We start from the raw sequence: 12592 nt of genomic DNA on the forward strand, positions 1-12592 counted from the left end.
TGGGTCCGCAGGATGCTATCCGTACAAGTGAACGTACGCACCGTGAGCCCCCAAAGCTTGGCGCAGCCGTTGTACGACGGTTGCCGCGCGCGGCGATGGGGAAACGGGGCGGAGGGCGATGCGGAACACCCGTTCAGGGCCTGACGGGTGCTCAGGGCGCTCAGCGGGTGCCGTCGGCCGCGAACCTGGCCACGTCGGCGATGTTCTGCTTGGTGACGAAGGCGGGCCCGGTCAGCACGGGCGCCGAACCGCCGCCGCTGAAGTTGCCGTTGGACCTGTACAGCCAGATCGAGTCGACCGCGAGATAGCCCTGCAGATAGGGCTGCTGGTCGACGGCGAACTGGATGTCGCCGCTCTTGACCGCGCCCACGATGTCGTTGTCGAGGTCGAAGGTGGCGATCTTCGCCTTGCTGCCCGACTCGTCCACCGCCTTCACCGCCGCGAGCCCGAACTGGGCGCCCAGCGTGACTACTTCGTCGATGGTCGCGTCCTGGTTCAGCCGGGCGGCGACGACCTGGGTCACGGTGTCCATGTCGGTACCGTCCACATACAGGTTGTCGGTCTCGCCGGCGAACGTCTTCCTCACCCCGGCGCAGCGCGCCTCCAGGGCGACGTTCCCCTGCTCGTGGATCACACAGAGGGTGTGCTTGACCTTGAGGGTGTCCAGCTTGTCCCCGAGCGCGCGGCCCGCGGTGGACTCGTCCTGGCCGAAGAACGACATCAGCCCGGCCGAACGCCATTCGTCGATACCCGAGTTGAGCCCGACCACGGGTATCCCCGCCGCCCTGGCCTGCGCGACCGCGCTCTTCATCGCGTCCGGCTTGGCGAGGGTCACGGCGATCCCGTCGACCTTGTCCTCGACCGCGTCGCGCACCAGCGCGGCCTGGGCGGCGGCATCCGGATCGCTCGTGTACGTCAGCTCGACGTCGTCCTTGGCCGCGGCGGCCTGCGCGCCCTTGCGCACCCGCTCCCAGAAGGCATCGCCCTTGGCCCCGTGGGTGATCAGGGCGACCTTGATCCGTCCGGTGCCGGCACCGGCGGTGCCCTCGCCGGAGTCCGACCCGTCGGACCCGGAGCCCGAACAGCCGGCCGCGAGCAGGCATACGGCGGCCAGGGCGGCGGCAACTGCGGTGCCCCGGACGGATCGTGCGGAACCGGTAGAGGCAGGGGGTGTGTTCATGGGAGTGCGGCACCTCGCAGCGCGGCCGAGGAGGGGGAAGGGAGCGGGACGACAGAGGAGTGGGTACGGCGGAATCTGCGCGATCGTCGGCCGACGTGCACTGACTGTCCGACTTTCGCTGGGGCGGAGCCAATCGGATGTGACGCCTGGTAGTCAAGTGAGCAACCAGCTGGAACCGGCGTTCACGAGCCGTTTCGGGGTGTGCCCGGCGCGTGTGATCCCCCTCGGTCGGTCCTGGGCAGTGTCAGAAGGATTGCCGGTACGGAGGGGTAAGGGAAGGGGAAAAGGGACCTCCGGTTCCTGTTCGGCGCGCGGCGCGCGGGGGGCGGGGGTGGGCTCGTGGCGGATCGGTCAGGGGATGCGGGACCCGGGGATCGCCATGTCGTCGGTTGCGCGCAGGCCGGACTGCCATGGGCTGCCTGGATCGCCTTCCAGTTGGACAGGTCGGGGCAGCGGACGGCGATGGCCCGCCTGGACCGGCCCTTGGGCGCGTCTCCGGCCGAGGTGCTGCGGGGGCTGCTGGGTGAACCCGGGCGCATTCCGCTCGTGCTGGACGACTGGTGCGCCGGGTGACGCCGCCGGCCCGCTGGAGCGCGAGACGCTCGGGCCGCTCGGCGAGGCGCTGGGGGAGAGCAGTCCGTTCACCCTGGCGGTGCGCCGGGGTGAACGGCCCAGCTGGGACTTCGAACCGCAGCCGGAGCGAACCCGACCCCGGACGCGGTCACCGTCCTCGCTACGGCTTGCGGGCCACCGCTCCGTACATCGCGATGTCCTCGTCCCTGATGCCCTCGCCGCTCTCCGCGTCCGGGTGCCACTTGTGCACCTGGACGATGCCCGGCTCGACCAGCTCCAGGCCCTCGAAGAACTCCTCCGCCTCCGGGAAGGTCCGCAGGCGCATCGGCATGTTGCGGGCCTTGTACTCGCGGGCGACCCGGCCCACCTCCTCGGGGGCGAACTCGGCGGTGCCGATGGACATCGCCAGGTAGCTGCCCGAGGGGAGGGGCTCCAGGAGGCGGCGGACGATGCCCACCGCGTCGTCCTCGTCCAGGACGAAGTGGACGATCGCGATCACCGTGAGCGCGACCGGCTTCGTCAGGTCCAGGGTCTCCCGGAAGTCGGGCGAGGCGAGGATGTCCTCCGGGTGCTGGAAGTCCGCCTCGATGTACGCCGTCCGGCCCTGCGGGGTGCTCGCCAGCAGCCCCTGGGAGAGGGTGAGGACGATCGGGTCGTTGTCGACATAGACCACCCGGGACTCGGGGGCCACCGACTGCGCGATCTCGTGCAGGTTGGGGGAGGTCGGGATACCGGTGCCTATGTCCAGGAACTGGCGTATCCCGGCCTCCTTGGCCAGATAGGCCACCGCACGGTTCATCCAGTCGCGGTTGGCCTTCATGTGGATCGGCAGGGCGGGCCACTCGTGCGACATGGCGTCGCCCGCCTCCTTGTCGGCGGGGTAGTAGTCCTTACCGCCGAGGATGTAGTCGTAGATCCGCGCGGAGTGTGCGTTCTCCGTGTCGATCCGGTCGGCCGGCCATCCGTTGTCGGGCACGCCGCCCCTCCCATTCACGTGTGAGTCTGAGTCAAGTCTCAGTAGAAACAAGGCAGTTCAGTTCATCAGAGCAGGAAGTCTGCTGCACCCGCCTTCACACCGGCCAGGAAACTCGTCATCTCTCTCGGGGTGAAGACCAGGGCGGGGCTGTCGGGATCGGTGGACTGGCGGACGGCGACCCGGCCGTCGGCGAGCTTCATCACTTCGACGCAGGCGCCGCCCGCGTCGTCGCTCCACGGCTTGGACCAGCCCCGGGAGCCGAGTTCACGGGCGGGCATGCCGTTTCGTACCGGGTGGTGGGGGTGGGTGGGGTGGTGCATGTCAGAGCTCCTTGCGAATCGCACCGAGGACGGCCTCGGTCTTTCTGGCGGGCGCCGACTGCGCGCCCAACCGGTCCAGAGCCTCGCGATAGACGACGACGTCGTCGCCCTTGTCGAGATACACCGCACCGACCAGACCGCTCAGATAGACGATGTCCGGCAGCTCGGGTGCCCTGAAACGGAAGAGATGGAACGCCCCGGCCCGCATCGCGGGATGCGGGCCGTTGCCGAACGGCATGATCTGCAAGGTCACATGAGGCAGCGCGTTCATCGCGATCAGATGGTCGATCTGCGCGCGCATCACCTCCGGACCGCCGACCGGCCACCGCAGCACGGTCTCGTCCATCACGATCCACACCCGCGGTGGTGCCTCGCGGGTCAGCAGTTCCTGGCGCCGCAGCCGCAGCGCCACCCGGCGGTCCGTCGCCTCCGACGAGGCGTGCGGATTGCCGGCCCCCAGCAGTGCACGCGCGTAGTCCGCCGTCTGGAACAGGCCGGGCACGAACTGCGATTCGTACGCGCGGATCTGCAACGCCGCCTGTTCCAGGCTCAGATACGCGGCGAACCAGTCGGGCAGTACGTCCCGGTAGTTGTGCCACCAGCCGCGCTTGTTCGCCTCGCGCACCGACTTCAGGAAGGTGTCGATCTCCTGCTGGTCCGCCACCCCGTACGTCTGCAGCAGTTTCTCGACGTCCGGCAGGCGCAGCCGGGCCACCTTGGCGGCTTCCATCCGGCGGATCGTGGAGTGGCTGACACCGATCGCCACCCCCGCGTCCTCGAACGTGAGACCGGCGCGCGTCCGCAGCTCCTCCAGCTGTCTGCCGAGGATCATGCGCAGGACGGAAGGGGCGCCGCCCCAGTCGGTCTCCGCGGTCACGCCTACCCCCTCACGCCGGGCTCAGGGTCGCAGTCTGTCACGATCATTTTTCGACGGCAGCAGCATGCACCCCAAAAAATGCAAATTTCAACTTGCTGGTTGCGAGCCGTTGTTGTCAGGTGTCACAGTGTTCGTACCTTCCCGGAAACGGTGAACGACGAGTCCGAATGGCCCTGTTGGGGGAGAAGGGGCCACAACCTGCGCTGATTCGATGCGGGTTGACCTGCTCGTCGCTCACATCGGGACGGTGTCGCACCGGCCAGGGTGCACAGGCAGACGAAAGGCGAACGGCGATGGCTCCGCCCTCCCTCCCCCAGCCACTCGGCCGACTGCCCAGGGACAGGCTCGCCGGCCCCTCCGAGTACTCGAATCGTCACTCTCCGCAGTCGGAAATGTTCGCCCTGCCCGCGACCCCCGCCTCCGTCGGCGCGGCCCGCCGCAAGGTGCGCGAACTCCTGGACTCCTGGAACGTCGGCGACGACACCACCGACAACGCCCTCCTCGTGACCTCCGAACTCGTCACCAACGCCCTCACCCACACCGCCAGCGAGCGGATCGTGTGCCGACTGCGCCTGTCCGCCGGGCGGTTGCACGTCGAGGTCGAGGACGAGAACCGCGCCGGGACCCTGCCCGCCCAGCGCATACCCGGCCCCGACGAGCAGTGCGGACGCGGACTCCTGCTGGTAGGCATCCTCAGCAGCGACTGGGGCGTCCGCGACGCCCCGCACGGCTCCGGACGTATCGTCTGGGCCGAACTCCCGCACGAGCAGGCCGACTTGGCGGACGCGGGCAGCAGCAACGGCACGGGCAGCAGCAACGGCGCGGGCCCCGGCCCCGGCCCCGGCCCGGCCCCGGATCCGGTGTCCTCGGTCGAGGCCGTCTCCTCCGCCTCCGCTACCGCTACCTCCTCCTCCGTTTCCGTCGAGACCGGCGAAGTCGTCGACGCGCCGGCTCCCCTCGCCGCCGGCGCCCCCGCCGAGAGCGCTCCGGCCGAGCCGCGCCCAAACGTCACCTCACCCGCCACCCCGGCCCCCGCCCCGGTCAGACCCGCCCCCGCCTTACCCCCGGCTCCCCCCGCCGCCCACGCCGCTCAGGTCGCCGCATCCGGCCCCTGGCAGCCGTCGGCCCCGCACCGCACCCGGCCCGTCCCCCACTCGGCCGAAGGAATCGCCTCACATGGACCGTATGGATCAGCAGGAACGACAGGACCGCACCACCCGTACTCCCGCTCCTGACCCACGCCCGCCGTACAACTCCCACGGACCGCACGGCCAGGCCCCCCAGCCAACGGTCACCCAGTCACCGGCCACCCGGCCATCGGTCATCAAACCACCGGTCACCCAGCCCCCGGCCCCGGCAGCCCGTACGCCGTACCCGCCCCGCACGCTCCCGCTTCCCCGCACGTCCCCACCGCTCCACGCACCCCCGGCCCCCAAGCCCCCGCGCGAACACCCCGGTCACCTCGGCCATCCCGGCCACTCCGCGCACCCCGGCCTCGCTGTAGACCTGTCCCTCCCCACCCCCCTCGGCTGCGACGCCATAGGCACCCCCCGTGCCCACGGCCGCCGCATCATGGACGGTCTGCCCCGCGTCGGCTGCGTCTACGCCGACGACCAGCGCTGGTGGTGGATCGTGCCGTCCGGCTCCCACCTCGGCGTCACCTGGCCGTCGAGCACCCGCTACGTCATCGGCGCCCAGCTCGCCGACCCGTCCTGGACCCGTACCCGGCCGCCGTCCCCGTCGGTCCGGCCCCGGCTGATCCACAGCCCCGAGGGCGACTCCCCGTACACCCCGCCGATACCGCTGTACGTGCTCGTCTGCCGACTGGCCGGCAGCGTTCCCAGCTGGTCGCCCGGCGCCGGCGGCTGAGCCCGCCAACTCCCTTGCGGATCCCCTGAGGCGAAAGGCCTCGGGGGATCTTGACGGCAGAAATGTTACCGGTAACATCGATGCCGTCCCCGCATCGGCGCGAGGACGAGTCAGCCGCGTTCTCGACCACAGGTGACGGGAGTCCACGTGACCGATCGACCGACGGGACGTCCGGCGGGGCAACCGGCGGTCACCGAACCACCGCGGACCACCCCCACCGGCCCGGAGACCCCCGCCTTCACCCCTGTCTTCAGCCCCGTCGCCGTCGTCGCCTCCTGCCTCGGCTTCGTCCTGATCGGGGTCGTCCAGGCCCTGTACGGCCCGTCGATCCCGGCCCTCCGCGAGGAGTACGGGCTCTCCCCGTCCGCCGCCGGTCTCGGACTGAGCGCCCACTTCGCCGGTGGGGTCGTCGGGGTGCTGCTCTTCGACCGGCTGCACGCCCGGATCGGCAACCGGCGCGTCCTCGGCAGCTCGTACGTCCTGATGGCCGCCGGTGCCGCGGGCTTCGCGCTGGCGCCGAACTGGCCCGTCGCGCTCGCCGCCGCCCTGCTCGCCGGGCTCGGCTTCGGCGGTATCGACTACGGCCTCAACCAGCTGTTCGCGGTCGGCTTCGGCACCCGCTCGACGGCGATGCTCAACATCCTCAACGCCCACTTCGGCGTCGGCGCGATCCTCGGTCCGGCGCTGATCGGCGCGGTCGGCTCGGAGCACTATCCGGCCGTCTTCCTCGCCTTCTCGCTCGCCAATCTGCCCCTCCTGTTCTGTCTCCGGGGCGTACGGGAACACGTACCGCGGCCGACCGGCGCCCCCGAGTCCGGCGCCCCCGGCAGACCCGGCGGGCCCGTGCTCGCCCGCAGTCTCGGCTCCGTACTCGGCGTCTTCGTCACCCTCTACGTCCTGCACGTGGGCATCGAGGCGGGCGTCGGCGGCTGGGAGCCGACCCACCTGGAGACGGTCGGCTACGGCGCCGGAGCCGCCGCCACGGCCACCTCCGTGTACTGGCTGATGATGACCGCCGGCCGTTTCCTGGCCGCGCCGCTCGCCCTGCGCTTCTCACCCCAGTCGATCATCGCGGTGTCCTGCGCCGGGATGACCGTCTGTCTGCTGCTGGCCGCGATACCCGGCCTCGCCCCCTACGCCTACGCGGGCGTCGGCCTCTTCATCGCGCCGATCTTCCCCACCGGGCTGCCCTGGCTCAACCGGGTCGCCCCGCAGGCGCGCAGGGCCGGTGCGGTCGTCATCGCCGCGTCGATGGTCGGGGGAGTGGCCGCGGGACCGGCTCTCGGCAAGGCCATCGAATGGTCCGGCGTACGGGCCGTGCCGCTGATCCTCGGCGGCGTCTCGGCCCTGTGTCTGGCCGCCACGGCCTGGCTGATCCGGGCCACCCGGGCTCGCTGAGCCCTGCTCCGTCCTCGCTCACCCACCACCTCCAGCGAACCGACTGGAATCCACGACCCGAAGGGAAACCCCCGCATGCCCGCCCTGACAACGACGTCCGACGGTTTCCTGCTGCACGGCGAGCCGTTCCGGATCATCTCCGGTGCGATGCACTACTTCCGAGTCCACCCCGACCAGTGGGCGGACCGGTTGCGCAAGGCCCGGCTGATGGGCCTCAACACCGTGGAGACGTACGTCCCCTGGAACCTCCACCAGCCCGAGCCCGGCACCCTCGCCCTCGACGGCATCCTCGACCTGCCGCGCTATCTGCGGCTGGCCAAGGCGGAGGGGCTCCAAGTCCTGCTGCGGCCCGGCCCGTTCATCTGCGCCGAGTGGGACGGCGGCGGGCTGCCCTCCTGGCTCACCACCGACCCCGGCATCCGGCTGCGCTCCAGCGACCTCCGCTTCACCGGCGCCATCGACCGCTACCTCGACCTCCTCCTGCCGCCCCTGCTGCCGTACCTCGCCGAGTCCGGCGGTCCCGTCATCGCCGTCCAGGTGGAGAACGAGTACGGGGCGTACGGCACCGACACCGCGTATCTCGAACACCTCGCGGAGGCCCTGCGCTCGCGCGGCATCGGGGAGTTGCTCTTCACCTGCGACCAGGCGAACCCCGAGCACCTCGCCGCCGGAAGTCTCCCCGGGGTGCTCACCACCGGCACCTTCGGCAGCAAGGTCGGTGCCTCGCTGGAGCAGTTGCGGGCGCATCAGCCCGAAGGGCCCCTGATGTGCGCGGAGTTCTGGATCGGCTGGTTCGACCACTGGGGCGAGGAGCACCACACCCGGGACGCGGCCGACGCCGCCGCCGACCTGGACCGGCTGCTCTCGGCGGGCGCGTCCGTCAACATCTACATGTTCCACGGCGGCACCAACTTCGCCTTCACCAACGGCGCCAACCACGACCACGCCTACCAGCCCATGGTCACCTCCTACGACTACGACGCCGCCCTCACCGAGAACGGCGACCCCGGCCCCAAGTACCACGCCTTCCGCGAGGTCATCGCCCGGCACGCGCCCGTCCCCGACGAGCCGGTGCCCGCGCCCAGCGTCAAACTCCCGCCCACCGCAGTCGAGTTGGGCCTGAGCGCGCCGCTGCTGCCCCATGTCGGCCTCCTCGCCAAGCCCGTGCGCACCGAGGAACCGGCGACCATGGACGAGCTGGGGCTGCGCGCCGGGTACGTCCTCTACCGCACCACCGCCCCCCTCGCGGGCGACGGCCTGCTGCACTTCGCCGGCGGGGTCGGCGACCGGGCCCAGGTGTTCGTCGACGGCGCCCCCGTCGGCGTACTCGAACGCGAGCGGCACGACGAGAGCCTGCCCGTCCGGATTCCCTTCGCCGGAGCGGCACTTGACGTCTTGGTCGAGAACATGGGCGGGGTCAACTACGGGCCGCGCATCGGCTCGCCCAAGGGACTCCTCGGGGCGGTCACCTTCAACGGCGCCGAACTGCGCGGCTGGGACAGCCACCCCCTCACCCTCGACGACCTCAGCGCGCTGCCCTTCGCCCCCGTCGACGCGACCCCGGCCGCCCAACCCGCCTTCTACAAAGGCACGTTCGAGGTCGAGACGCCCGCCGACACTTTCCTGTCGCTGCCCGGCTGGACCAAGGGCCAGGCCTGGATCAACAACTTCCACCTCGGCCGCTACTGGAACCGGGGCCCGCAGCGCACCCTCTACGTGCCCGCGCCCGTACTGCGCCCGGGCGCCAATGAGTTGGTGCTCCTGGAGCTGAACGCCACCACCTCCACGCGGGTCCTGCTCACCGACACCCCCGACCTCGGCCCGGTGAAACCGTGACCCACCACTCCCTCCGGGTCCCCGCGCCCGCCGGGCCCCCGCTCACCGGCCACCTCCCCTTCGCCGACGCGCCGGGCGTCCCGGACCCGATCGGGGTGACCGGCCGCTGGTTCACCCGTGGCGGACGCCCCTGGTTCCCCGTCTCCGGCGAGTTCCACTACTCCCGCTACCCGGCGGGGGAGTGGGAGGAGGAGCTGCTGAAGATGAAGGCGGCGGGCATCACCGCCGTTGCCAGCTATGTCATCTGGATCCACCACGAGGAGATCGAGGGCCGGGTCCGCTTCGACGGCGACCGCGACCTGCGCCGCTTCGCCGAACTCTGTGCCCGTCACGGCCTCGACCTCATCCCGCGCATCGGCCCCTGGAGCCACGCCGAGGTCCGCAACGGCGGCCTCCCTGACTGGCTGCTCACCCGCACCACCGCGCCCCGCACCGACGACCCCGACTACCTGGCACCCGTACGCGGTTGGTTCGCCGCGATCGCCGAGCAGTTGACGGGGCTCGACCGCGCGCACGGCGGCCCGATCGTCGCCATCCAGATCGAGAACGAGCTGTACGACCAGCCGGACCATCTCCTCAGCCTGAAGCGGATCGCGCAGGAGGCCGGGCTGAGCGCACCGCTCTGGACCTCCACGGCCTGGGGCGGGGTCCGACTCCCGCCCGACGAACTGCTTCCGCTCTACGGCGGCTACACCGAGACCTTCTGGACCGACTGGGACGGCGGCTGGTCCGACACCTGCCGCAAGCACTTCCTCTTCACCCACCAGCGCGACGACGAGGGCATCGGCGCCGACCTGCGCCCGACGACCGTACGGGGCGGCGAGCCCGCGCCGACGACCGGCCGATTCCCCTGGGCCACCTGCGAGTTGGGCGGCGGAATGGCCGTGGCCTACCACCGCCGCCCGCAGGTCGACGCCGCCGACGTCGGCGCGCTCGGGCTCACGAAGATCGGGTGCGGCTCGGTCTGGCAGGGCTACTACATGTTCCACGGCGGCACCAACCCGGTGGGCGAACTGACCACCCTCCAGGAGTCCCACGCCACCGACTACCCGAACGACCTGCCCGTCCTCACCTACGACTTCCAGGCACCGCTCGGCGAGTACGGCCAGTACCGGCCCTCGTACGACGAACTGCGGCTCCAGCACCTGCTGTTGGCGGACTTCGGCGAGCGCATCGCGCCCATGGAGTCCGTGCTGCCGGAGCAGGCGCCCGCCGGACAGGACGACCGGGAGACCTTGCGCTGGGCCGTGCGGAGCGACGGCGACTCCGGCTTCCTGTTCGTCAACAACCACCAGCCGCACGAACCGTTGCCGGACCACCCGGACACGTCGTTCACCGTCGACCTCCCCGGCGGCTCCGAACTGACCCTCCCCAGCGCCCCGGTGACGGTCCCTCAAGGGGCCTACTTCTGCTGGCCATTACGGCTCGACGTGGCCGGGCTTCGCCTCGACTGGGCCACCGCCCAGCCGGTGTGCACGGTCGACGCGGGCGGACGTACCGTCCTCGTGCTCGCCGCCACGGACGGCGTTCCCGTCGAACTCGCCCTGGACGTCAGCACGTTGAGGTACGTCCACACCCCGATGGGCAAGGTCGTGTCCGCCGACGGACGCTTCCTCGTCACCGGACTGCGGCCCGGTACCGATGCCCTCGTCGAGGTCGGCACCCCGGACGGCGGACAGGTCGGCCTGCTGGTGCTGGACGCGGCGACCGCCCGTACCGTCTACCGGGGCCCGGCCTGGGGCGCCGAGCGCCTGATTCTGTGCGAGGCCGGCGACGGGGTCGTCTTCGACGAACCGGCCGGGGAAGTACGGGTGCACAGCGCGGCGGCGGAGGTGTCGTTCGCCGTGCTGCCCGCGCCCGGGACGCCTCCCGGCGAGGGCCTCGCCGTCTCCTCCGACGGGGTGTTCACCCGCTACACCTTCCCTGCGGATGAAGCGCGCGATGGTTCCGGCGTCCTCGGCGTCTCCCTGCTCCGGGCCGCCGGACCCGCGCCCGATACCGTCACCGGCGTTCAGGGCCGGGCCAGTGCGCCCGCCGACAAGTACTTCGACACGTCCGCCGCCGAGTACCTCGTCGACGTACCGGACGAACTCCCGCGCGCCGGAACCCTGTTGCGCGTCCACTGGACCGGTGACGTGGCCCGCGCCTACGTCGGGGACACGCTCGTCGCCGACCAGTTCTACTCGGGGCGGGTCTGGGAGATCGCTCTCGGCCGGGTCCCGGCCGGTGATCTGCGGGTGAAGGTGGTGCCGTTCGCCGCCGACCCGCCCGTGCGTCTGCCGGTGCCCGTGCCGGTGGGGGAGGCCGGGATCGCGCGGGTCGAGTGGGTCACCGTACGGACTCAAGTGATCACCGGGTAGGTCCCGGTCGGCGGTGTCCGCCGCCCGGCCGCCTATTCTGTGGGCCAGTCGGGCGGGGCACGACCGCCCCCACGGGACGAAGCCGAAGGATGCATCCCCATGACCCGAAGTGCCGGTGGCGGCGCCGCTCCCAAGGGGCGCAGCCGGCGCAACTTCGCGGGCGCGCGGCCGGTGATGGACGACGTGGCCCGGCTGGCCGGGGTCTCCAAGCAGACCGTGTCGCGGGTGCTCAACGACAACCCGGCCGTCCGCGCCGAGACCCGGGAAGCCGTCCTCGACGCCATGCGGTCGCTCGGGTACCGGCCCAGCCGCAGCGCCCGCTCGCTGGCCAGCGGGCGGACCCGGATGCTCGGGGTGATCTCCTTCGACGCGGCCCGCTACGGCCCCGCCTCCACCCTCACCGCGATCAACACCGCCGCCCAGGACGCCGGTTACCTGGTCAGCTCGATCGCCCTCGACACCGCCGACCGGGACACCGTCGTCCAGGCCGTGGACCGGCTCTCGGCGGAGGGCGCCGACGGGGTCATCGCCATCGCCCCCCAGCGACGGGTCGGCCGCGCGCTCGCCGAGGCCCACCTCGACATCCCCCTCGTCGTGATGGACAACGCCCTCGGCGACGACACCCCGATGGTCACCGCCGACTCCCGGGGCGGAGCCCGCGCGGCCACCGAACACCTGCTCGGGCTCGGCCACCGTACGGTCCGGCACATCGCCGGACCCACCGGCTGGACCTCCGCCGAACGCCGGGCCGCGAGCTGGCGCGAGACCCTGGAGAAGGCCGGGGTCGAGGTACCCGAGCCGCTCGTCGGCGACTGGAGCGCCGACTCCGGCTACGAACTCGGCCGACGGCTCGCCCGCGACCCGGACGTCACCGCCGTCTTCGCCTCCAACGACCAGATGGCGCTCGGCGCGCTGCGCGCCTTCCACGAGGCCGGCCGCCGGGTCCCGGACGACGTCAGCGTCGTCGGCTACGACGACATCCCGGAGGCCGCCCATCTGCTGCCCCCGCTCACCACCATCCGCACCGACTTCCAGGAGATCGGCACCCGCTCGCTGCGGATCCTCCTGGCCAGGATCGACGGTGAGGCGAACGCGGGCCCGACGGCCGTCGCGAAGGCCGGTGCGGAGGGGGAGACAGACCTTGTCACGGTCATTCCGGCCCACCTCATCGTGCGGCGCAGCACGGGTCCCGCACCGGCCTAA

General features: G+C 71.5%; 11 protein-coding genes. 7 read left to right on the top strand and 4 right to left on the bottom strand.

Translation table 11 applies throughout. From position 1 onward, the window contains the following. Positions 1-160 precede the first annotated feature (160 nt). Positions 161-1180, bottom strand: coding sequence for a substrate-binding domain-containing protein (locus CW359_RS06300; protein ID WP_105968750.1), 1020 nt, complete (start codon positions 1178-1180; stop codon positions 161-163). Between the two features lie 339 nt (positions 1181-1519). Here CW359_RS06300 and CW359_RS45155 point away from each other — a divergent pair, with 339 nt between their 5' ends. Next, positions 1520-1753, top strand: a complete 234-nt coding sequence (locus CW359_RS45155) for a hypothetical protein (protein ID WP_157968501.1) — start codon at positions 1520-1522, stop codon at positions 1751-1753. A 160-nt stretch (positions 1754-1913) separates the two neighbouring features. Here the strand turns inward: CW359_RS45155 and CW359_RS06305 are convergent, their stop codons facing one another. The 3 genes from CW359_RS06305 to CW359_RS06315 form a co-directional block, all read right to left on the bottom strand. Beyond that, positions 1914-2729, bottom strand: a complete 816-nt coding sequence (locus tag CW359_RS06305; RefSeq protein ID WP_105968751.1) for an SAM-dependent methyltransferase — start codon at positions 2727-2729, stop codon at positions 1914-1916. A 65-nt stretch (positions 2730-2794) separates the two neighbouring features. Next, a complete protein-coding gene (locus CW359_RS06310) occupies positions 2795-3049 on the bottom strand; it encodes a DUF397 domain-containing protein (RefSeq protein ID WP_105968752.1) in 255 nt (84 codons plus the stop codon). 1 nt (position 3050) lies between these two features. Beyond that, the gene (locus CW359_RS06315) at positions 3051-3926 is read right to left on the bottom strand and encodes a helix-turn-helix domain-containing protein (protein ID WP_105968753.1); all 876 of its coding nucleotides are present in this window, start codon (positions 3924-3926) and stop codon (positions 3051-3053) included. Positions 3927-4318: 392 nt separating this feature from the next. Here CW359_RS06315 and CW359_RS47075 point away from each other — a divergent pair, with 392 nt between their 5' ends. The 6 genes from CW359_RS47075 (at position 4319) to CW359_RS06345 (ending at position 12592) form a co-directional block, all read left to right on the top strand. Then, the gene (locus tag CW359_RS47075) at positions 4319-5161 is read left to right on the top strand and encodes an ATP-binding protein (protein WP_105968754.1); all 843 of its coding nucleotides are present in this window, start codon (positions 4319-4321) and stop codon (positions 5159-5161) included. Further along, entirely contained in the window at positions 5103-5795 is a 693-nt protein-coding gene (locus CW359_RS47285) for a hypothetical protein (RefSeq protein ID WP_332874962.1), read from the top strand. The genes CW359_RS47075 and CW359_RS47285 overlap by 59 nt, the downstream gene beginning before the upstream one ends. Positions 5796-5942: 147 nt before the next feature. Further along, positions 5943-7193: an MFS transporter gene (locus CW359_RS06330; protein ID WP_232838251.1), complete on the top strand. Its 1251-nt coding sequence runs from the start codon at positions 5943-5945 to the stop codon at positions 7191-7193. A gap of 75 nt (positions 7194-7268) precedes the next feature. Next, positions 7269-9029, top strand: a complete 1761-nt coding sequence (locus tag CW359_RS06335; RefSeq protein WP_105968756.1) for a glycoside hydrolase family 35 protein — start codon at positions 7269-7271, stop codon at positions 9027-9029. Beyond that, on the top strand, positions 9026-11389 hold the full coding sequence (locus CW359_RS06340; RefSeq protein ID WP_105968757.1) for a beta-galactosidase: 2364 nt from the start codon (positions 9026-9028) through the stop codon (positions 11387-11389). The genes CW359_RS06335 and CW359_RS06340 overlap by 4 nt, the downstream gene beginning before the upstream one ends. A gap of 99 nt (positions 11390-11488) precedes the next feature. Further along, positions 11489-12592, top strand: a complete 1104-nt coding sequence (locus tag CW359_RS06345) for a LacI family DNA-binding transcriptional regulator (RefSeq protein ID WP_105968758.1) — start codon at positions 11489-11491, stop codon at positions 12590-12592.

This window comes from Streptomyces geranii (assembly GCF_002954775.1).
Taxonomy (GTDB): Bacteria; Actinomycetota; Actinomycetes; order Streptomycetales; family Streptomycetaceae; genus Streptomyces; species Streptomyces geranii.

Bases quoted from the DNA above. Each gene is read 5' to 3' on its own strand.
- CW359_RS06300 (WP_105968750.1), bottom strand. From the start codon at position 1,180: ATGAACACACCCCCTGCCTCTACCGGTTCCGCACGATCCGTCCGGGGC.
- CW359_RS06310 (WP_105968752.1), bottom strand. From the start codon at position 3,049: ATGCACCACCCCACCCACCCCCACCACCCGGTACGAAACGGCATGCCC.
- CW359_RS47075 (WP_105968754.1), top strand. From the start codon at position 4,319: ATGTTCGCCCTGCCCGCGACCCCCGCCTCCGTCGGCGCGGCCCGCCGC.
- CW359_RS47285 (WP_332874962.1), top strand. From the start codon at position 5,103: ATGGACCGTATGGATCAGCAGGAACGACAGGACCGCACCACCCGTACT.
- CW359_RS06335 (WP_105968756.1), top strand. From the start codon at position 7,269: ATGCCCGCCCTGACAACGACGTCCGACGGTTTCCTGCTGCACGGCGAG.
- CW359_RS06345 (WP_105968758.1), top strand. From the start codon at position 11,489: ATGACCCGAAGTGCCGGTGGCGGCGCCGCTCCCAAGGGGCGCAGCCGG.